At 47.2% G+C, this 19,826-nt stretch carries 19 protein-coding genes and 1 tRNA gene; 7 read left to right on the forward strand and 13 right to left on the reverse strand.

Going from position 1 to position 19,826, the window contains the following annotated elements; all coding sequences use genetic code 11:
• Positions 1 to 26 precede the first annotated feature (26 nt).
• A complete protein-coding gene (locus RUMAL_RS14230; protein WP_050793318.1) occupies positions 27 to 1,646 on the forward strand; it encodes a SulP family inorganic anion transporter in 1,620 nt (539 codons plus the stop codon).
• A 145-nt stretch (positions 1,647 to 1,791) separates the two neighbouring features.
• Here RUMAL_RS14230 and RUMAL_RS14235 read toward each other — a convergent pair whose 3' ends face one another.
• The 6 genes from RUMAL_RS14235 to RUMAL_RS14260 form a co-directional block, all read right to left on the reverse strand.
• The gene (locus RUMAL_RS14235; RefSeq protein WP_028504221.1) at positions 1,792 to 2,694 is read right to left on the reverse strand and encodes an AEC family transporter; all 903 of its coding nucleotides are present in this window, start codon (positions 2,692 to 2,694) and stop codon (positions 1,792 to 1,794) included.
• Between the two features lie 170 nt (positions 2,695 to 2,864).
• Entirely contained in the window at positions 2,865 to 3,572 is a 708-nt protein-coding gene (locus tag RUMAL_RS14240; protein ID WP_013499385.1) for an acyl-[acyl-carrier-protein] thioesterase, read from the reverse strand.
• 57 nt (positions 3,573 to 3,629) lie between these two features.
• On the reverse strand, positions 3,630 to 4,418 hold the full coding sequence (locus tag RUMAL_RS14245) for a CpsD/CapB family tyrosine-protein kinase (RefSeq protein WP_013499386.1): 789 nt from the start codon (positions 4,416 to 4,418) through the stop codon (positions 3,630 to 3,632).
• Positions 4,405 to 5,193 carry a YveK family protein gene (locus RUMAL_RS14250; RefSeq protein WP_013499387.1) on the reverse strand — a complete coding sequence of 263 codons (789 nt, stop codon included), beginning with the start codon at positions 5,191 to 5,193 and terminating at the stop codon, positions 4,405 to 4,407. The genes RUMAL_RS14245 and RUMAL_RS14250 overlap by 14 nt, the downstream gene beginning before the upstream one ends.
• Before the next feature lie 212 nt (positions 5,194 to 5,405).
• A complete protein-coding gene (locus tag RUMAL_RS14255; protein WP_242837707.1) occupies positions 5,406 to 6,167 on the reverse strand; it encodes an SH3 domain-containing protein in 762 nt (253 codons plus the stop codon).
• On the reverse strand, positions 6,164 to 6,964 hold the full coding sequence (locus RUMAL_RS14260) for an amidohydrolase family protein (RefSeq protein ID WP_013499389.1): 801 nt from the start codon (positions 6,962 to 6,964) through the stop codon (positions 6,164 to 6,166). Before RUMAL_RS14260 ends, RUMAL_RS14255 begins: the two co-directional genes overlap by 4 nt.
• Before the next feature lie 217 nt (positions 6,965 to 7,181).
• On the opposite strand from RUMAL_RS14260, the gene RUMAL_RS14265 reads away from it, so the two are divergent.
• The 4 genes from RUMAL_RS14265 (at position 7,182) to RUMAL_RS14280 (ending at position 10,309) form a co-directional block, all read left to right on the forward strand.
• On the forward strand, positions 7,182 to 7,724 hold the full coding sequence (locus tag RUMAL_RS14265; RefSeq protein WP_013499390.1) for a DUF6106 family protein: 543 nt from the start codon (positions 7,182 to 7,184) through the stop codon (positions 7,722 to 7,724).
• Positions 7,724 to 8,101 (forward strand): holo-ACP synthase, encoded by a 378-nt coding sequence (gene acpS / locus RUMAL_RS14270; RefSeq protein ID WP_013499391.1) that lies wholly within the window; start codon positions 7,724 to 7,726, stop codon positions 8,099 to 8,101. The genes RUMAL_RS14265 and acpS overlap by 1 nt, the downstream gene beginning before the upstream one ends.
• Positions 8,102 to 8,155: 54 nt before the next feature.
• The gene (locus tag RUMAL_RS14275) at positions 8,156 to 9,745 is read left to right on the forward strand and encodes a bifunctional ADP-dependent NAD(P)H-hydrate dehydratase/NAD(P)H-hydrate epimerase (protein WP_013499392.1); all 1,590 of its coding nucleotides are present in this window, start codon (positions 8,156 to 8,158) and stop codon (positions 9,743 to 9,745) included.
• Between the two features lie 63 nt (positions 9,746 to 9,808).
• On the forward strand, positions 9,809 to 10,309 hold the full coding sequence (locus tag RUMAL_RS14280; RefSeq protein WP_013499393.1) for a hypothetical protein: 501 nt from the start codon (positions 9,809 to 9,811) through the stop codon (positions 10,307 to 10,309).
• A 48-nt stretch (positions 10,310 to 10,357) separates the two neighbouring features.
• Here the strand turns inward: RUMAL_RS14280 and RUMAL_RS14285 are convergent, their stop codons facing one another.
• The 3 genes from RUMAL_RS14285 to RUMAL_RS14295 all read right to left on the reverse strand — a co-directional run bounded on the left by RUMAL_RS14285 (position 10,358) and on the right by RUMAL_RS14295 (position 12,858).
• Positions 10,358 to 11,365 carry a hypothetical protein gene (locus tag RUMAL_RS14285; RefSeq protein ID WP_013499394.1) on the reverse strand — a complete coding sequence of 336 codons (1,008 nt, stop codon included), beginning with the start codon at positions 11,363 to 11,365 and terminating at the stop codon, positions 10,358 to 10,360.
• Positions 11,366 to 11,592: 227 nt separating this feature from the next.
• Positions 11,593 to 12,477, reverse strand: a complete 885-nt coding sequence (locus RUMAL_RS14290; protein ID WP_013499395.1) for a cyclic di-GMP-binding domain-containing protein, MshE-related — start codon at positions 12,475 to 12,477, stop codon at positions 11,593 to 11,595.
• Positions 12,478 to 12,858: a response regulator gene (locus tag RUMAL_RS14295; RefSeq protein WP_013499396.1), complete on the reverse strand. Its 381-nt coding sequence runs from the start codon at positions 12,856 to 12,858 to the stop codon at positions 12,478 to 12,480. It abuts the gene before it with no gap.
• 250 nt (positions 12,859 to 13,108) lie between these two features.
• Between RUMAL_RS14295 and RUMAL_RS14300 the strand changes: the two genes are divergently transcribed.
• Positions 13,109 to 13,192 (forward strand) — tRNA-Leu (locus RUMAL_RS14300).
• 113 nt (positions 13,193 to 13,305) lie between these two features.
• Positions 13,306 to 13,893 (forward strand): helix-turn-helix domain-containing protein, encoded by a 588-nt coding sequence (locus RUMAL_RS14305; RefSeq protein WP_013499397.1) that lies wholly within the window; start codon positions 13,306 to 13,308, stop codon positions 13,891 to 13,893.
• Positions 13,894 to 13,959: 66 nt separating this feature from the next.
• Here the strand turns inward: RUMAL_RS14305 and RUMAL_RS14310 are convergent, their stop codons facing one another.
• Genes RUMAL_RS14310 through RUMAL_RS14325 form a run of 4 tightly spaced genes read right to left on the reverse strand, consistent with a single transcriptional unit; the run spans position 13,960 to position 19,807 of the window.
• The gene (locus tag RUMAL_RS14310) at positions 13,960 to 14,877 is read right to left on the reverse strand and encodes a hypothetical protein (protein WP_013499398.1); all 918 of its coding nucleotides are present in this window, start codon (positions 14,875 to 14,877) and stop codon (positions 13,960 to 13,962) included.
• On the reverse strand, positions 14,874 to 15,209 hold the full coding sequence (locus tag RUMAL_RS14315) for a hypothetical protein (RefSeq protein ID WP_013499399.1): 336 nt from the start codon (positions 15,207 to 15,209) through the stop codon (positions 14,874 to 14,876). The genes RUMAL_RS14310 and RUMAL_RS14315 overlap by 4 nt, the downstream gene beginning before the upstream one ends.
• A 3-nt stretch (positions 15,210 to 15,212) precedes the next feature.
• A complete protein-coding gene (locus tag RUMAL_RS14320; RefSeq protein WP_013499400.1) occupies positions 15,213 to 17,969 on the reverse strand; it encodes a glycoside hydrolase family 3 protein in 2,757 nt (918 codons plus the stop codon).
• A gap of 53 nt (positions 17,970 to 18,022) precedes the next feature.
• Positions 18,023 to 19,807 (reverse strand): Rqc2 family fibronectin-binding protein, encoded by a 1,785-nt coding sequence (locus RUMAL_RS14325; protein ID WP_013499401.1) that lies wholly within the window; start codon positions 19,805 to 19,807, stop codon positions 18,023 to 18,025.
• Between the last annotated feature and the right edge of the window lie 19 nt (positions 19,808 to 19,826).

Genomic DNA, 19,826 nt, shown 5'->3' on the forward strand with positions numbered 1-19,826 from the left:
AGCTGAAACCAAAGCTTTTCTCGGTAATGAAAAACTATTCAAAGGGTCAGTTGGTAAATGATGTCACAGCAGGTGTGATAGTCGCTATTATCGCACTGCCGCTTTCCATCGCGCTGGCGCTGGCATCGGGTGTAGGTCCTGAACAGGGTTTGTATACCGCCATCGTTGCAGGATTCATAGTTGCATTTCTGGGAGGCAGCCGCGTGCAGATAGCGGGTCCTACCGCCGCATTTGCCACCATCGTTGCAGGCATCGTTGCCACAGAGGGTATGGACGGTCTTGTGATATCCACCATTATGGCAGGTGCTATAATGATCGTCATGGGCTTATGCCGCTTTGGTGCGCTGATAAAGTATATCCCCGGCACTATAACCAGCGGCTTCACCTTTGGTATAGCCGTGACCATTCTTATCGGTCAGATCAAGGATTTCTTCGGACTGACCTTCAAAAACTCCCCTGTTGAGACCGTTGACAAGGTAAAGGAGATAGTTCTCTGCTTCGGCAGCCTTAACCCGCAGGCACTTCTTGTGGGCGCTGTATCACTGGCAATACTCATCTTCTGGCCTAAAAAGCTGGAGAAGATACCTGCTTCGCTAATAGCTGTAATAGTCGGTTCTGTTATGGTAGGCGTGCTGGATATGAAGGTAAACACCATAGGAAGCCTGTACAAAGTTTCAAAGGATCTTCCTCCCTTTACAGTACCTCACTTCACATTTGCAAGAGTAAGGGCACTTCTGCCCAACGCTTTCACCATAGCAATACTCGCGGCTGTTGAATCACTGCTTTCATGCGTTGTTGCTGATGGTATGATAGGTTCAAAGCACCGCTCCAATATGGAGCTTATCGCACAGGGTGCTGCAAATATCGGCTCGGCGCTGTTCGGCGGTATACCTGCAACAGGCGCTATCGCACGTACCGCAGCCAATGTCAAGAACGGCGGCAGAACTCCGATCGCAGGTATGGTACATTCTGTCGTAGTACTTATAATACTCTGCCTGCTGATGGATAAGGCATCGCTGATACCAATGCCCACCATTGCGGCTATACTCTTTGTGGTAGCATACAATATGTGCGGCTGGCGAAATATCCGCAACACCATTAAAACCGCACCCAAGAGTGATATCGCCGTACTTTTCGTAACACTGATATTCACCGTTGTATTCGACCTCGTAGTAGCCATAGGCGTAGGCATGGTAATGGCTTCACTGCTGTTCATGAAGCGTATGGCTGATGTTACCGAGGCTCATGCATGGGTAGATGTTGACGATGAGGACACCGACCCCGATAATATACTCCTGAAAAAGATACCAAAGAATACCAGAGTATTCGAGATAAACGGACCTATGTTCTTTGCGGCTGCCGATAAGTACAGCTATATGCTGTCGGATGAAAATATCGACGTTCTCTGCATACGTATGAGAAACGTGCCCGCAATTGATGCCGCCGGTGTCGAAGCACTTATGGGTATCGTCAAGCGCTGCGAAAAGAACGACGTGAAGGTAATATTCTCACACGTCAACGAACAGCCAATGCACGCCATGGAAAAGGCTGGCTTCATCGAACACGTGGGCAAGGAGAATTTCTGCGACCACATAGATACCGCACTCATGCGTGCCGAAGCCATCGAAAACAGCATCAGCAAATAAAAACCAACGCTCATTAGGGCGGATACTTATATAGAACGTTTGTGATCATTATTGAGGGAAACCCTTTTGAGAAAGGGTTTCCCTCAAACTCATAAATATTCTATATGAACATCGCCCTAATGAGCGTTGTATTTATGTGGTATGCTCAGAGCATTTCGCCCAGCATTGTAACTATCGGCAGGGTGATACCGCTGAGCAGAGTTGTCACTGCGAAGAATTCCGAGCAGCGTTCGGGATTCTTATCGAACTGTATGGCGAACATGGTGCCTGTTGTTGCAACGGGGCAGGCGGATGCTATCAGCACCACCATTTTCACCATGTGGGGAGCAGGCAGGAAATGCACCAGCAAAAACGCTACCAGCGGCAGAGCCAGGAGCTTATAGACAGACACCATATAAAGCGCTTTATTTTTCAGGGCTTTAATGATATTTGTCTGTGCGGTTGCTGAACCTGCTATCAGCATAGCCAGCGGAGTATTCATATCAGAAACATACTGCAGAGAGGTATGAAGTACATCGGGCAGACGTATCTGAGCGAGGTAGAAGACAAGTCCGATAAAAACGGCAATTACCGACGGTGAGGATGCCGCCTTGACAAAGGACTTGAAGTCGCGGCTCTCTTTCATGGTCATGTAGCCGTGTGTCCACACGAGGATATTGAAAAGGGTGATGTACGCTGTGAGGTAAAGCACGCCCTCGGTGCCGTAAATGCCGCGTATCAGCGGCATTCCGATGAATCCGCAGTTTGAATACACCACCGAGAAGCGCTCCAGCGAATGTTCGGGGCGCTTTTGGCTTATTATCAGCGTTGAAAGCAATATCATCACACCAAAGGAAATTCCCGACAATAAGAATGACCACAGCAGACCTTTCAGCAGTGTGCTGCTGTACTCGCAGTCCTGGTATGACATGAATATCAGCATGGGATTGACGATATAAAGAGCGACCTTTGAGAGCTGCTTATTGCCCTCCTTGGTGATAAGCCCTTTCATACTGCACCCAAGTCCGATGATGAGTATAATGAACATAATGACTATCTGTCGTAAAATAACTTCTGCTGCTTCCGTAAAAAGCCCCCCAAAATAATAATATCACTACATCAGTATAAAATTATAATATGAATATTTCGACTGAATTTTCTGAAAATACCTGCAGACAGCTGCACAAAAGAAGCGTAGGATACCATACCCACGCTAATGGTATTCTCCGATTTACGGTCCTATATGCTATAGGACACTGTACAATACACTTTCCCATGTTCATCTTTAAGGGATATTATACAACCATCTTCCGTATCATATCTGTAGGCAAATACCCTGTCACCATGCTTTATCGGGAATTTATATTCTGCACGAAGACGTTTAGCTTTGTGGCACTCGTTATATAGCTCATCAGTGATATCAAAATATCTTGCATTGTTGACGTGCTCATTCATATCTATATCGCTTCGTCTTATCGGCACCTGACATACTATTGACGGGTCTTCATCAGGTATCGCTATCTTGCGCGGAAGATACTCCATTTCCAGCTTTTCATAGCTCCTGACCTGTGCTATGAGATCAGCAGACACCCTTATGGGTCTGCCTGTACTCATATCCATGAACGCGCCGCCTGCTATCGAACGTATGCATACATCGCCTTTTTCGCCAAGTACCAAAGTGTTTCTGGAGCCATACATTCTGTTGAGTTCATACGTCCATGTCTTTGTACGTATATGCTCACCGTACTGAGGACGTCTTATGATATCCACCTGACGATGTGTAAGGAACATCACGCTGCCTGTTTCCCTGAAAAAAGGTGCCAGTACAGGGTGTTCCATAAGGTGCCTGTCAGATGTATCCTGAAGGATATCTACAAGACCGCTGTTGCGCACCTGTCCGCCCTCACCTATCTGCGAACAGTATATTCTTCTGTCAGTTTCAAACATAATGACCTCCCAAGTGTATAGTAATAAAAAAGCAGCCGCTGCGGGCTGCTATTTATTTTATTCGTCGTTTTCCCCTTCATCAGAGGGTTTTCTGGAATAGCTGTAACCGTAGCCATAGCCGTAGCCGTATCTATAGCCATACCTGTACCTATAGCCGTACTTTCCGCCGTATTTTCCGCTCATAACAGAAACATTGTTAACAACTACACCAAGCAGCGAACCATCCGCCATCTTTATCGCTTCGATAGCCTCCTGAAGAGCATCGTAAGTTGACTGCGCGAACTTTGCAATAAGCAGTACGCCTGCTATCGAATCCAGAAGTGTAAGACAGTCGGTAACGATATTTATAGGGGGGGTATCAATGATGATGTAATCATAGTGAGCAGAAAGCTGATCCAACAGCTGCTTCATATTATCCGAACCCAGCATTTCTGAAGGGTTGGGAGGGATAGGACCGCAGGTAACTATATCGAGATTGTCGATAACATTGTGGTGTACTATCTCCTTAAAGGTGTTGGTACCGCTTATCAGCGTAGAAAGTCCAAGATCATTCGTCAGTGAGAATACTCTGTGCTGAACAGGCTTTCTCAAGTCACCGTCGATCAACAGTACATGGTTATTGTTCTGTGCGAGAGTTATGGCGATATTTGCAGCTACTGTGGATTTACCCTCAGAAGCCAGTGCACTGGATATAGCAAATATCTTATTCTTTTTGGTAGAAAGAGCAAAGGAGATATTGGTTCTAAGGTTCTTGTATGCCTCAGTAACAGGGAAAGCCACATTCTTATCCATAAGTGTTCTTCTTCTGTTCCTGTTACCGCCAGGGATCTTCTTAGTATTTGCCATACTTGCCGTTTCCTCCCCTCTCGTCCATGAAAATGTCGGGTATCTCTGCGAGGACAGGTACGCCGAAACGTTCCTTTATATCCTCACCGCTCTTAACTGTATTATCAAAGAAGCTGGTGATCAGCGCGAAACCTACAGACACTGCAAGACCTGCGATAAGACCGAGCATCAGATATTTTGATATATTGGGTCCGCTGGGTGTTGTCGGCACCTTAGGAGGTGATACCGTTTCAACCGAACCTGCCTTGGTGGTACGTGTGATGACTTCCTGAGCAAGCTCTGAGATATAGGAACATATATCTGCCGAGAACTTAGGCACCTGGCTGGTAACTGTTACCTGAAGCACCTCAGTATTATTTACTGCAGATATATTTATAAGCCTTTTGATCTGTCCGTAGGGTATATACTCATTGCCCTTTTCATCGACAGATATGGTGAAGTAGTTCTTGAGATCGTCTACATCATAATCTTTAAGCAGCTTATCTGAGATAGACTCATACAGCAGCGGATCGTCAAGTATTACGATATATGTTGTCGCAAGGCTTCTCGCAGTATTAAGATCCTGAGCGTTTATAAGATTATCATCATTATCCTGATCACCGGTCTTACCGTTTGTTACGTATATCTTAATGCTGGCAGTATACTGGAGAGGCAGTACGAACTTTGCATAGCTGTATCCCACGATACCTGCAAGTATCGTAACAACGATTATCATTCTGATATGGCTGAGCAGTATGCCCAGTATTTCCTGTATACTTATCTCTTTTCCTTCCATTATTTGCAACACCTACCTGATAATTTGACCTGATATTTTATTTAGACGATGTCCCTGCCAAGAGACAGCACGGACACATATAATAACGCACTATATAAGTATACACTATACCGCGGATTTTGTCAATCGCATTAACGCCAAATTTTCCATGTATAAAAATGTTTTATTTAATTATACTGTCAAAGCTTCGCAATATTATGGGCGGCAGTCTGTCAATAGCCGAGCAGTTCTCTCATTACCCAGCCAAAAGTTCCGTTATAGCTGGTATATACCCATACGTTGCCGTCAGGGCCTACAGTTTCTCCTATACCGAGCACCGAATATCCGTCGGGTATAGTAGTCTTTATGTCATAATCCTTGGACGGTCCGTATCTCAGGTTCAAATAAGTAGTATCTGAGGTAACGGTATATTTTCTGCCTGAATCATATCTCATATCAGGCTTCATCTCAAACATCTTATCCGGCGCAAAAGATGTGGTTGTGACCGCAGAAGATCTCCTTGTGGCACGTGCCGAAGGATCTTCTATGGCTATCGTTCCGTTCGCGGTGGTGGTAGTCTTTTCAGCACTCACGGTCACAGCAGGTGCAGTAGTGCCGTTATGTTCCGGCAGTGAATAGTAGGTCTTCGCCACGGTCCGCTGTGTTGCGCGGATATCTTCGTCCACATCATCACTGAACAGCTGATCATTCTCCAGCGTACCTGTCACGGTAGTGGTGGTAGTATAATTACCGTCTGCATCGCCGTCATCAGCATCAATATCACCAACAGCAAAGGTAGCAGTCTTGGTAGTATGCACCGAACGCTTTGTGTAGGATACGCCCGAAGTGAATATAGGCTCAGTTTCAGAAGAATCGCCCTTGCCCACCTGACCGCAGCTGCCAAGAGCAGCCATTGTCAACACTGCAATAATTACTTTCCAGAAATTTTTACACATACTGATCTTTCCTTTCAAGCCGGTCGTCTGCTTTCTCATATCCCTCCAAGCAGACGCGCAGCGTTACCCGAAAATATCTTTTCCTTGTCATCATCGGAAATACGCAGCCGCATTATCTTTTTCTTTATCTCAAAAGGGCTGTCCCACGGGATATCGCTGGCAAACAGTATCCTGTCAGCGCCGTGTTTCCTTATGATCTTCTCCATCAAACTGTCAGGAAGGTATCTGCCTGTGAAAGCTGTATCAAAATACACCTCTCCGTCAACGCCCGCAAGTATCTCATGCACCTGCTGGTGACAGTCATTTCCGCCGAGATGTGCCAGTATCACCTTAAGGTGAGGATGCTTTTTCAGCATACGCAAAGCGGCCTCGGGCGGACAGTGTATCTTTGAAGGCGAAAATACATCGAACCCGGCGTGCAGCACAACAGGCAGACCGCGGCGCTCTATCTCATCATACAAAAGATCCACTCTGTCCTCATCGACCATAAATCCCTGATAATCAGGGTGAAGCTTGATACCGCGAAGCCCCAGCGATACTATCCTGTCCAGTTCTCCGGGGATATCCTCCGTATCCGGGTGTACAGTACCGAAGCTTATGAATCTGCCTCCGTTATTTTCGGCACACCAGTCGTTTATCACTTTCACCTGCGAAGGGCGGGTAGCCACTGACAGCAGTACTCCCCTATCTATGCCCCATTCATCCAGCCGTGCCTCGGTAGTTTCTATAAAGCCGTCCGTCAGCGGTTCTATGTCAGCGCGGTCTTTCAGCTGGGTTATTGCTTTTTCGGCTATTTTAGGTGCAAAACAATGCACGTGGAAATCTATAGTCAGCATCAACGCCTCCCTGTCTGTTTATATCACAGCGAATATTATAGCACAAAACCTCCCCGTATTCAAGTAAGGTCACAGAACTTTCGTTTTTTTCCATACATATATCACATAAATCAGCTTGCATTAACGCAAAAAATGTGCTATAATTATTAAGTATAATAAAGATCAGCCGCAGATCACAGAAATTCAAACTTTATCTGCGCAACGGAGGAAAGTATCAATGGACAGTTTCAAGGAACAGATAATCAGAAAAGAAAATACAAGCAAGGACAGCACTATGCGCTTTCTCATAGCATTTGCCTGTGTAGCACTGTCATTCGCGGTGATAATGTTCACCATAATGCTCTCGGGATTTTTTCCGATGGCACTATTCATATCAGGATTGATAGTTTACGGCGGAGTACATCTTATACAGAACCTGAACCTGGAATATGAATACATATTCACCAACGGTGACCTGGATATAGACAAGGTCATAGCTGCAAGGAGCAGAAAGCATCTTGCAACGCTGAAAGTCAACGATGCCACCGACATAGGTGAATACAAAGGCAGTGACAGCGGCAGCAGGACAATAATAATGGCTTCTGCAATGAACAGCGAGATGCAGGACTGGTATATGGACATAAAGCACGCTGATCTTGGGGATGTAAGGCTGATATTCACCCCTGATGACGATATGCTCAGGGTGATAAAGACCCACCTGCCCCGCACCATCCGCAGCAAGGTAAATGTATCCGACAAGCCCGCAGAGGACTTTGAATAATGGCTGCTTTCACAGTAGGCACTGACCTGGTGGAGGTAGGACGCATACGCAGGAGCTGTCAGAGAGAGAGCTTTATCAACAGAGTGTATGCGGAAGCCGAAAAGGAATACTTCAAAAAATTACGCGACCCTGCAGAGAGCATGGCAGGCTCATGGGCAGCCAAGGAGGCATTCTCCAAAAGCCTGGGTACGGGAGTCAGGGGCTTTGAACTTAACGAAGTGGCTGTGGTAAGGGATGAACTGGGCTGTCCGCACCTTGAGCTTACGGGCAGTGCAGAACAGATCGCTGCTGACCGCGGACTGGATTTCTCCCTTTCAATAACTCATACAAAGGAATATGCATCGGCAGTTGTGATAGCTTTCCCGAAAGAGGGATGACTATCATTATATAAAAAATCAAGCGGCATGACCGCAGGATAAGGAGGAACGGATATGATTAAAGATAGGATACTGACAGTTGAGCAGATGAAAGCCTGTGAAAAAAGGTCGGAAGAACTGGGTTTTCCCGCTTCTGAGCTTATGGCTAATGCCGGCAAAGTGCTTGCTTCGCACGTTATCAGCGAGACACGCAGAGAAGACCAGCCGGATACACCCGAAGTAGTTATACTTGCAGGCAAAGGCAATAACGGCGGCGACGGTCTTGTAGCAGCTAATTTTCTTAACAAGGCAGGCATAAGCACCAAGATCGTACTATGCTGCGGCAAGCCTGCGACACCGGCGGCGATCAATGCTTACGATTCACTCAACAAGGATATCGATGTACTTTTCTACGACGGCGACAACTCCCATCCATGGGCTGCTGCCATAGATGATGCTTCACTGGTAGTCGATGCCATTTTCGGTACAGGTTTCACAGGTGAGATCGAAAGAGATCTGCAGCCTCTGTTCATAAAGCTCAACACCTATGCCAGACGTGTCATAGCCTGTGATATCCCCTCCGGTGTAGATGCAAGGAGCGGTCAGGCAGGCGTACTTGCAGTACAGGCTGATATCACCGTTACCATGCACGCCAAGAAGCTTGGTATGCTGCTTTCTCCTGCAAAGTATTTCTGCGGATATATAAGGGTCGAGGATATAGGCATCCCTGCTGCGGCAACAACGGGAGATCCTATAATGGCAAATGAGATATACTCAAAGGCCTGTATGCTGAACAACCAGCAGCTCGGCGCTAAATTCCTGACCTCACGCAAGCCTTGGGCGCACAAGGGGACCTTCGGCAAGCTGGTATGCGTATGCGGAAGCAAAAGGTATATCGGTGCTGCAGGCATTTCAGCTTCTGCCGCTATGAGAATGGGTGTTGGTCTGGTTGAGATATGCACTCCCGGCAAAGTGATAGATTCACTTTCAGCTAATCTGTATGAATGCATATTCAACGAGATGAAGACAGACGAAAACGGCTTCATGACCTCAGAAAACGTACCTTCCATACTCGATAGCCTGAAAGATGCAAAGGCACTGCTTCTCGGCTGCGGCCTTGGAAATACGCCTGAGACACAAAAGCTGGTAGCTGAGCTCATAGAGAAGTCGCCTGTACCTGTGATACTTGACGCTGACGGAATAAATTCGCTTGTACCGAATATAGATGTACTGTTGAAGAAACAGTCAACGGTGATACTCACTCCTCATCCGGGCGAACTGGCAAGGCTCTGCGGTGTTTCACAGGATGAAGTACTGACAGACAGACTGAAATATTCCTACGGTTTCTCAAAGAAATACGGTGTCACGGTGGTGTCCAAGTCCTCTGAGACTATCGTATGCTGTGCTGACAGAACAGAGATCGTCACTGCAGGCAACACTGCACTGTCCAAGGGCGGCTCCGGAGATCTGCTGGCAGGTCTGATAGCTTCACTTACAGCTCAGACCAAGCGTTCCTCGCTTATCAACTGCATACTTGCCTGCATGGTACTGGGCAGATGTGCAGAGGAACTATGCGCAAAGCGTTCTGAGCGCGGTATACTCGCAAGGGATATAGTTGCTTATCTGCCGTTCTTCCTGAAACATCTGGAAGGCGGAGAGGATTGATATCTGCCAATTATACAAGCGGCTCTTCTTCACCGGAGAGCCGCTTTTTTCGGGAGGTATGTTATGAAGACAATTATTGGGATGACCGCACTGTGTACATCTATAGCGGCAATACTACTTACAGGCTGCGGCGCTGAAAGGACAGCCGCAAAGCCTGCCGCGCTCGATAAAAACTTTGACAAGACCGCGGTAATAGAATACTTCGGACGGGAATACACAGCAAAGCTGCGACGGGGCGGAGAAGGTGTATGGGAGTGCAGTTTCATATCACCCGACACCGTCGCCGGATTGAAAATGACATCTGACAGTGAAGTCTGCCGCATGGAGTTTGATGATATTGAATACCTGTGCAGCCGCGGACAGTATCCCGAATACGGGCTGTTGCCTCTGCTGACAGGAAGTCTGGATGCTCTCATCACAGGAGAAGATATAAGCTGCACCGAGCATAGAGATCACACCGAGGAAAAGGGCGAGACAGCAGGTCAGCCCTTCACCGCAAACATCAGCGGCGGCGAGCTCCTTGAACTGGAGATAGAGGGATGTATGAAAGCTGAGTTCACATAAAACAAAAGGCACTCCCATTAAACGGAAGTGCCTTCTTTATGGTTTGTATTACTTTTCAAGTACAACTGTACCGTCCTCAGCATACTCGATTATGCCGTCGGAATCTGCATCAACAAGTTCTTCCTTCTCATAGGAAGCTCCTCCGGGGATAGCGCCCTCAGGGAGTGCGATAACGTTACCGTTCTCGTCCTCAAATACGATGTCAGCGATGTACATATCGATATCGCTCTTTGTTACCCAGCTCATAACTGTAGTAAAGTTGGTTTCGTTAGCGTGGTTGAACTTAGCATTTTCTTTAATACCTATCCTTGCATTAACTACGCTGTGAGCCCACTGGTTGCACCAGCCGTCACCTGCATCGGAAGCCATTTCGATAGTAGCCATATTGCCGTTCCATTCGCCTGCATTGTTAGTACCCATAGCGCCGCCGAACCAGCCTACGGTAACAGGGCCAAGGCCATCATCATATATAGCCTGCTCACGTGCGATAGTAACTATCTCCATCTTGATATTGAAGATATCATCCATCAGCTCGGGCTGTGCTGCAAACAGCTTGTTCATATCGAACTTGACCTTCAGTACCTTATGACCGTTGTTCTGAGTATCCTCGGTATCATAGATCTCCTCGTCGCACTTCAGCATAGGCACGCCTGCAACTTCCTGTATTGAGAAGTTTATCTTAGCCTCATCACCTGTATAATCAGCATCGCCGGGCTTAGCTTCTTCCGAATCCTCATAGAAAGCGGATACTATGCCCTTGATATCGCTGTCTGCTGCAAATTTAACAGATGCATTATCATAGCACTCGAGAGAATCTGCGATAGCGGAAAGAGGCTTCCAGTTGGAATTATCAACTTCGCTGCCCTTATCCTCCTCAGCAGTAGTTTCATCCTCTGTGGTCTCATCTGCAGTAGTGTCCTCAGGTGCTGTAGTTTCAGCAGCGGTGGTAGTTGTGGTCGCAGCCTTTGACTCAGTATTATCTTCCGTTTTTCCGCACGAAGTGAATACCATTGCAGTAATTGTAAGAGCTGCGGTCATCGCAAGTATCTTTTTCATTTTTATATCCTCCATACATATTATTTATATGGGACAAAAGCCCCGATTTATTTACTATTGTATTATATCACTTTTCACATATCTTTTCAATATAACATTTTCACAATATTTTTCCCATTTAGAGGGCGATTTATGCTGATATCGTTTACAAATTGACACACATCCGCAGTAAACAAAACCACAGCACTTCCATACTTAACAGAAATGCCGTGGCTCTTATATCACTTTTATTCGGTAGAGATTATAAAATCTACTTCACCGAAACTGAATACAACAGGTATGCAGAATGCAGGCTTTTCAAAGCTGATCTTTGCATCCTCAACGACCTCCTGAGGTGTCATTGTCAGCTCTGCTCCGCCTTCATTTGACTGGTTTACAGCAAACAGACCGTTTACTACATTCAGGAATTCACCGACAGTCTCATTTTCAAATCCTGCGATATCCACGAAATTCTCACCTGCGAATCTCTTTGCGAACTCAAAGTAAACATCCTTATCCGCAGTGATGCAGGTAACCGCATCATATGTGCCTGTGATGCGCTGCTTTATAAGGTTCTCAGCATCGAATTCTCTTATAACTATAGCTTCCAGTGGCGTAAAATCACCGTCTATGAATCTTATGATGTTCTTGAACATCATAGTTACATAGTCTGTCAGCATTCTGGCATTCGATGCTTCCTCAAGATGATAGAACTCTGTTACCAGCTTGCTCAGGCTCTCATTCTTGCTGCCCTCAAGGTCACTGTCCGTCAGCTCATTATCAGACTTATAATCATTGATCGCCTGTTCAAACTGCGCGTTTGAAAGCACGCCGTTATTTACAAGGGTCTGTCCCAGCAGCAGATACTCGGTAGGCTGCTGTGAAAGCAGTTTGTCGACCTGCTCCTCGGTGACATACCCAAGCTCTACCGCAAGATCACCGAAACGCTTATCAACACTCTGCTGAGTTATATTAACGTGCTCGACCTGATCTGCGGTCATGAGTCCCGCATTGATAGCCAGCACGCCGAGACGCATCCTTGTATGCTTTTTGTCTTCAAAAGCCTGTGTCAGATCTTCAGAAGTGACCAGCTTTTTATTGAGAAGATATCCGCCAAAAAATTGTGCAAACAATTACAGCACCCCCTTAGCGGCGTTTTCAAGTATAGCCTTTGTATCCTCATCGGATATGGGCTTTTGCAGAAAATCTGCAGCGCCTGCGCGCAATGCCTCCTTCAGATGTCCCTGAGTACCAACGCTTGAAGCCATAACGACCTTAGCATCAGGGTCAAACTCAATTATCTGCTTGAGTGCCTCGATGCCTGTTATTCTTGGCATAATAATATCCATAAATACCACATCCGGCTTGTTCTCCTTGTATTTGGCAACAGCCTCTTCACCATCAGCGGCTTCAAATACTTCATTGATACCCAGTGCAGATATAGTCATGCTCATCTTTTTTCTAGCGAACATGGAATCGTCACAAATGAGGACTTTGAGATCTTGTATAACCATATATATACCTCCCTTGTACTTAGCTGAGGCAGTACAAAAGCAAACAGCAAAATTTAAATTTACATTTACTATAAATCATGCTACCTCTTCTTAATAATTCTAACATATTTTGACGTAAAAATCAACAGTTTTTTATGCTGTTTTAATAGTGATTATGCATAAATTTTTTGCAATATTATTTTGCCGATTACCCACTTGACTTTCGGTGCACTATGTGATATAATATTATGGTCAATTAATGCTAATATAAGCCGCTGTGGCGAAATTGGCAGACGCAGCAGACTCAAAATCTGCCGGTAGCAATACCGTACCGGTTCAAGTCCGGTCAGCGGCATACAGGTAAACGCAGACTCTTTCGGGTCTGCGTTTTTGTTTTATTCGTATCTACGGAGCGTGGATTGACTTTTCGCCTGCTGTGAGTTAAAATATAGGCAAGAGGTGAGGATAATGGATCAGATAAAAACTGGGGCTCTGATAAGGCAGCTGAGACTTGCGGCAGGGCTTACTCAGAAACAGCTGGCAGAAAAAGTCAACGTAAGCGACAAGGCGGTATCAAAATGGGAATGCGGCAACGGTGCCCCCGATGTTTCTCTGCTTACCGACCTAGCGGAGATATTCGGCACAGATGTGAACACCCTGCTTTCGGGCAGTAAAGATATAAACGAAAGTGAGAAAGGCGATATGAAAAAGATAAGATTTTACGTATGCAAGGACTGCGGCGGCATAATGACTTCGACTTCGGAGGCTTCTGTCAGCTGCTGCGGTAACAGGCTTTCACCCATAGTGCCCAAAAAGGCGGAGGGTGATGATGTTTTGAAAACCGAGGTGATCGACGGCGAACTGTTCGTGACTGCCGACCATGAGATGACAAAGCAGCATTATATCTCATTTCTGGCGTATGTCTGCGACAGTACGGTGATGATGTTCAGGCAGTATCCCGAATGGAAGATGCAGGCAAGGCTGCCCCTTGTGCGCAGGGGAAGGCTGATATGGTACTGCACCGAACACGGGGCTTATTTTCAGGATATCAGATAATATAGAATACCCGTTCTCCAGACGGTTTACGTCATGGAGAACGGGTGTATTTTTTCGCTCTTTAGTTTATTTATCCTCTTCCTCGTCATAAGATGTCCCTGAATAGCTTACCTCTGCACCTACTACCCATTCAGGACGTTCATCGTTTTCGTAAGTCGGATCCGGATACCTGCCTATATACTTTGAATCTTCGCTTTGGCGCCATAGAACAGTAAAATTCCAGTTCTCGATATCGCCCTCAAACTTTACGCCAACTATTCCGTCGTTACCGTATGCAAGTTCTTTTGCTGCCAACTCGGCAGCCTCCTGCTCGGTAGCCTCGGACAGTTTACCTTGTATTTCCATATCCGTAAGATATTCAGCCACTGCATTATAGCCTGTTTTTGCATTTCCGTTTGCGGTTTTCAGCTTTGATTTGGACACATAACCACCTGACAGCACATCAACTAAGGCATCACCGAAAGAACCGCCGTTTCCGTCTGAAGTACCTGCATTTTCAGATGCACTGCACTCGCCCTCTGCATTTACATTCCACGCGGGGCTGTCTTCAGGGGTTTGTGCAGGGTCGGGATATTGTCCGACTATCTCGGGTTTGTCAGCTGAACGGAACTGCACTGTGAAGTTTAGAAAGCCATAGTCATTCGCTTCATCGAACCTTACGCCCACAGTGCCGTTTATATCGCAGTTATTTTCAAGTTCTTTGAGTGCGCGTTCCGTTGCTTCCTGCTCGGTCGCTTCCGAGATCCTGCCTTGTGTTTCCAGATCGGCAAGATATTCAGCTACTGCGTTGTAGCCTGTTTTAGTACAGCCGTTAGCCTTTTTGAGTATTTCCTCATCGGAAAGAGAAGTTCCGCTGTTTTCTTCCTGCGATGCTGCAGCTGCAGCGGAAGATGTTTCTTCTGCTGGTTTATCTTTATCTTTTGAGCAGGCTGTCATGCCAAGTGCTATAACTGCTGCTGTAATGAGTGCTGTTGTTCTTTTCATTTTTGTTCCTCCAATAGATCATAATTTTTTGTACTGCCGTCTTCAAACGTCAGCCTGATGATTTTTGTATCTGTCTGTTCTGCGGATATCACCCATTTATCGGATATCTCGGTGCATACCATATCGGGGATACGGCAGACAACAGCTCCGCAACCGTATACTACTGCGAAGCTTTCGTCTTTGCTTATCAGTGCGCCCTCGGGGTCGCCGTACATATCGCATACGGGAAAAGTTCTGCCCGTTCTTTTATCGATAAGCACGGCGTCCTCGAAGCAGCTTTTTACTTTGAAATGTTCGCTTTCAGCCAGAAGTACGTCTGCGTTTGAAGCCATCTCTCAGATATCCTCAACGCACAGACCTGTGCCCTCGGCGGGTCTTATCTTTTTGAATACTATCTTATCCATATCAAGTCCGCCCAGACCGAAGTGAAGCCTGAATATAGTATACCGGGAGAACATGGGCATTTCTTCCACGGCGAAGGTCACGGGTTTTCCGCCTGTGCCGTTCCATGTGAATGTGCCCCATGCAGTACCCATGCTGAATACGGTCACGGGCATCTGTGCAAGCTCGCTCTGTGTGGAGCTTGCTGTCATTTCCATGCGGTACTGACCGAACTGTGCCACATCTACAGTGAAGCTGTAATCGAGATTTCTCTCGGTCTTAACACCACTCATATCTATGGTCAGGTCGCCGTCCAGCAGGAACACTCTGTCGCCCTCGCCGTCATCAACGGTCTCGGCAGGCTTGTTGATAACTTCAACAGCCTCGTCCTCGCCAAGCTTTCTTGCCATAGCATGAGTGCTCATCATAAATGAGAGTATGTTCCTTGCAGACCTCTGAAGTTCTGCGCGGGTAAGTCTGCCGTCTGCCAGTGCCGCTATAACATTGTCACTGCCGCTTTCACCGTCTGCGCATACCATATAAACATCATTCTGCGCACGTACCATAGCCGCAAAATTGTTCTTGTCAGGAGCACAGCCGCGGTCATTGATATTTGCCCACCAGTCAGTCATGGTAAAGCCGTCAAAGCCCCACTGCTTGCGGAGTATCATAGTATTAAGGTCAAAGCTGCCTGCTGTCCAGAGACCGTTTACCTTACCGTAGGTCGTCATAACAGAACGTGCCTTGCTCTTTCGTACAGCTATCTCGAATCCTTTGAGGTATATCTCACGGAGCGCTCTCTCACTTGCTACGGAGTCGATGAAATGTCTGTTGGTCTCCTGATTGTTGGCGCAGAAATGTTTTATAGTACCCTCAACGCCCACGCTGTGCAGACCTTCAAGTTCTGCCGCAGCCATTGTACCCGTCAGGAAGGGGTCTTCAGAAAAGTACTCGAAATTTCTGCCGTTGAGGGGGTGGCGGTGGATATTCATACCGGGTCCCAGCAGACAATCCACTTTATTTGCCCGCATCTCCAATCCGAGATATGTGAAAAGCTCGGTGATAAGAGACTTGTTGAATGTTGCCGCGATGAGTGTACCGTTAGGCAGGCTGAATGCCTTTGTACCTACATCAAGACGCATTCCCGAAGGACCGTCCGAACAGCACCCTGCAGGTATGCCAAGTTCTTCCAGGTGCTTAGCCACACCTCCGAATGCCGCAGCCGTACCGGGAGTGACCTTTGGAGAACACATACCCTCGCCGCGCACAAGGCAGTTAAGGTCATTGTCATCAAGCTGTGCTATGAACTCATCAAGGGTGTTCTTACCATGGGCCACATCGGAAAGGGCTATACCCTTATCACCTGTATATGCTGTTTCCGCAGGCAGATATCCAAGTCTGCGTGCAGCTTCGTCAACCTTTGAAAGAGGGGTATCCTCATAGGAAAGACCCTCTGCGGTGCGAACCATCCTCTTGAAAGGCGTAACAGGTGCCAGTGCCTGTTCAAGCTGTTCGATGACCTTGGTAGAATCCAGTGTGAAAGCAAAGCATTCCTTTGCACTGCGCACATCACTGCCTGCATAGAATGTGTACTCTCCTGCTTCCTCTACCCATGCGAAGGCATTTCCTGTAATGCCGCTGTCATCGTAGGAAGCTATATCACGCTCGGTGACTTCTATCGTCAGCGTCTGTTCTTCATTCGGTGCAAGTACCTTTGTCTTTTCAAATCCGCAAAGCACACGCGCAGCCTTGCCAAGCTTACAGTTGGGCGCTTCAAGGTATACCTGCACGACTTCCTTGCCTGCCGCACTGCCGATATTCTTCACTTTAGCAGTTATGACAACACCGTCATCAGTCTTTCTGCCCTCGGCACTTATCTCAAACTGCGTATAGCTAAGTCCGTATCCGAAGGGGAATCTTACCCTGTCCTTTGCAAAGGTATCAAAGTATCTGTATCCCACGAAGATATCTTCAGCATAGATATCCACATCCCTGTTGTGGAAATTTTTGTCAGAGGGATAGTCTGTGATATCATAAGCGATAGTATCGGGCAGCTTGCCGCAGGGAGATACCTCACCCAGCAGCACCCTTGCAGTGCCTGTACCGCCTGTCATACCACCCTGCCATACATACATTACAGCATCGGGTGAGAATTCGTCGATAAAGCCCATGTCGATTATATTGCCCACATTGAGCAGTATCACCATTTTGCTGAAATTATCCCTTACCTTGCGCAGCATAGCCTTTTCACCGTCTGTCAGCAGATAAGAACCTGCCTTGCAGCTGTTGTCCTGTTCCTCGCCTGCGGTGCGTCCTATAATACATATCGCTGTATCGGAACTCTCAGCCGCCCTTTTTACAAGGCTGTCATCAAGAGGCATCTCCTCCTGACACCAGGGCTCGCCGCCCCAGCCCTCGCCGTAATCGTAGGGATGTTCAGCAACATAGTCCTTGTAAGCCTTCAGCACATCCTCATTGAGTTTTGCACCTGCTTCTATAAGGCCATCGGTTATTCCCGTGACCTTTGCAACATTCACCATTCCGCCAGAGCCCGTACCGCTTTTATAATAATCCAGCTGTATACGTCCGAAAACTGCCGTAACGGCATTTTTATCCAGCGGCAGGACGCCGTTGTTCACAAGCAGCACTGCGCCCTCAGCGTTTACCTCTGCTGCCTTTTCGAGATATTCGTTCCAATCAAGCTTTATCATATCTTACCTCCGTATCACAGTCAGGTCAATTGACAAAGAAACGTCACAGGGATTCAGCTTTTGTGCATCAGTCCCAGTACTGTTTCTTCGTCAGGCTTTACGGTTATCGTATAATTATGTGTGAATATCACCATACCTGGCTTCGAGCCTGCAGGCTTCTTCACAAACTTCACGAAGGTATAATCAACATCACACCTTGATGAATTCTTAGCCTTTGAGTAATATGCCGCTATCATAGCCGCTTCCTCTATAGTGCGGTCAGGCGGCAGCTCATCGGGGGTGAACTTTGCAGCTTCTCCCCTGTCGGGACAGCTGATTATCACGTGACACCCGGTTATATCTTTCGCGTGCAGCCATACATCGGTCTTCTTTGAATCCTTGCAGGTCAGTCTGTCATTCTGGGCATTGTTCCTGCCGACACGTATATCGTACCCCTCGCTGGAGGTAAACCTCATGGGGGGCATAGCCTTGGGCGGCTTGCCTTTCTGTCTGCTCCTGCTGATATAGCCCTGCTCGGTGAGTTCCTGCCTCAGTGCGGCGATATCGCCCTCTGTTCTGGCACGGGTAAGTGCATCGAGGACAGTATCTAAGTATTTTGCTTCTTCCTCGCCCTGAGCTATCAGTTTTTCAAGGACTTTTTCCGCGGTATCAAGCTTGCGGTACTCCTTGAAGTACTTCTGGGCATTCTGGACAGGAGTCAGGCGCTTATCAAGCTTCACCGTCACTTCGGGCTGGGCTTCGTCGTAAAAGTTTACGAGTTTAGCCTCTGTCATGCCTTTTTCAAGGGCATACAGATTCGCTGTGATGAGGTCGCCGTACTGTTTCAGCTGTTCGCGCCTTGCACAGTCTTTCAGTTCAAGCTGTTGATTTTTTACTCTTGATTCCGTCCTGTCGATGGTATTCGCAAGCAGCCTGAAAAGGTCCTGAGCTTTCTGACGTGTACGCGAAAGGCTGTCACGCTCGGAATAGAAGTAGTCCAGCAGTGCCGAAGGGCTTTCAAAGTGTTTGGTCACCATAAGTCCGCCGTACTGGTCTATATTGCAGAAACAGAAATCCTTCAGTTCACCGCCCGTAGTCTTTATCACAGTGAACTTGTTAAGGCTGTTTTCAAGCTGTTCCCTTATCTTCTTTATGTAGAACCATAACCTGTCCTTATGGTCATCGGTCATATCCTCTACATTCACCTCAGCCGAATGGGATGTAAAGAATGCGCATTCTCTCGCAAACACAGGTGATATGCCCTGCAGGGTCTTCATTATGCCCTTTGAAAGCTCCTGCTTCGGGAACTCTGCAAGCCTGTCCTCGAATTCTTCCCTTGTACATCCTGTCAGCGATACTCTCCCGTCGCTTTCGGGCAGAGTGTACACAACTCCCGGCAGCACAGGTGTTTCGGATACCTCTGAGGATACTCTTTTTATACTGTCGATTATCCTGCCGTTTTCATCTGTCAGGAGAAGATTCGCTCTTCTGCCCATCAGCTCCACAGTGACCGTCAGTCTGACCATATCCCCCAGCTCGTTAGTTGCATCAAAATCAAGCATTATCACTCGTTCATGTTCAGGCTGTCTAATGTCTGCAAGCTTCGCACCCGACAGGTGCTTTCTCATCAGCATACAGAACATAGGCGGCTGCTTGGGATTTTCTATCTCCGCAGCTGTAAGGTGCAGCCTTGCCGTACCTGCCACCGTATTTATCAGCAGCTTCTTTATACCGTCATAGGTGCGCAGCGCAATGAGCAGCTCCCCCTTTGACGGCTGATGTATCTTATCCACCCTGCCGCCGATAAGCGGCATGAGCTCTTTTTTTATCTCACCGAGAAAAACTCCGTCCAGAGCCATTCACTTCATCTCCGTTTTC

Source organism: Ruminococcus albus 7 = DSM 20455 (assembly GCF_000179635.2).
Lineage (GTDB): Bacteria > Bacillota > Clostridia > Oscillospirales > Ruminococcaceae > Hominimerdicola > Hominimerdicola alba.

Excerpts from the sequence above, each read along its gene's own strand:
- RUMAL_RS14230 (WP_050793318.1), top strand. The coding sequence starts at position 27 with ATGAAAAACTATTCAAAGGGTCAGTTGGTAAATGATGTCACAGCAGGT.
- RUMAL_RS14240 (WP_013499385.1), bottom strand. The coding sequence starts at position 3,572 with ATGTTTGAAACTGACAGAAGAATATACTGTTCGCAGATAGGTGAGGGC.
- RUMAL_RS14245 (WP_013499386.1), bottom strand. The coding sequence starts at position 4,418 with ATGGCAAATACTAAGAAGATCCCTGGCGGTAACAGGAACAGAAGAAGA.
- RUMAL_RS14250 (WP_013499387.1), bottom strand. The coding sequence starts at position 5,193 with ATGGAAGGAAAAGAGATAAGTATACAGGAAATACTGGGCATACTGCTC.
- RUMAL_RS14255 (WP_242837707.1), bottom strand. The coding sequence starts at position 6,167 with ATGAGAAAGCAGACGACCGGCTTGAAAGGAAAGATCAGTATGTGTAAA.
- RUMAL_RS14260 (WP_013499389.1), bottom strand. The coding sequence starts at position 6,964 with ATGCTGACTATAGATTTCCACGTGCATTGTTTTGCACCTAAAATAGCC.
- RUMAL_RS14265 (WP_013499390.1), top strand. The coding sequence starts at position 7,182 with ATGGACAGTTTCAAGGAACAGATAATCAGAAAAGAAAATACAAGCAAG.
- acpS (WP_013499391.1), top strand. The coding sequence starts at position 7,724 with ATGGCTGCTTTCACAGTAGGCACTGACCTGGTGGAGGTAGGACGCATA.
- RUMAL_RS14275 (WP_013499392.1), top strand. The coding sequence starts at position 8,156 with ATGATTAAAGATAGGATACTGACAGTTGAGCAGATGAAAGCCTGTGAA.
- RUMAL_RS14280 (WP_013499393.1), top strand. The coding sequence starts at position 9,809 with ATGAAGACAATTATTGGGATGACCGCACTGTGTACATCTATAGCGGCA.
- RUMAL_RS14285 (WP_013499394.1), bottom strand. The coding sequence starts at position 11,365 with ATGAAAAAGATACTTGCGATGACCGCAGCTCTTACAATTACTGCAATG.
- RUMAL_RS14295 (WP_013499396.1), bottom strand. The coding sequence starts at position 12,858 with ATGGTTATACAAGATCTCAAAGTCCTCATTTGTGACGATTCCATGTTC.
- RUMAL_RS14305 (WP_013499397.1), top strand. The coding sequence starts at position 13,306 with ATGGATCAGATAAAAACTGGGGCTCTGATAAGGCAGCTGAGACTTGCG.
- RUMAL_RS14310 (WP_013499398.1), bottom strand. The coding sequence starts at position 14,877 with ATGAAAAGAACAACAGCACTCATTACAGCAGCAGTTATAGCACTTGGC.
- RUMAL_RS14315 (WP_013499399.1), bottom strand. The coding sequence starts at position 15,209 with ATGGCTTCAAACGCAGACGTACTTCTGGCTGAAAGCGAACATTTCAAA.
- RUMAL_RS14320 (WP_013499400.1), bottom strand. The coding sequence starts at position 17,969 with ATGATAAAGCTTGATTGGAACGAATATCTCGAAAAGGCAGCAGAGGTA.
- RUMAL_RS14325 (WP_013499401.1), bottom strand. The coding sequence starts at position 19,807 with ATGGCTCTGGACGGAGTTTTTCTCGGTGAGATAAAAAAAGAGCTCATG.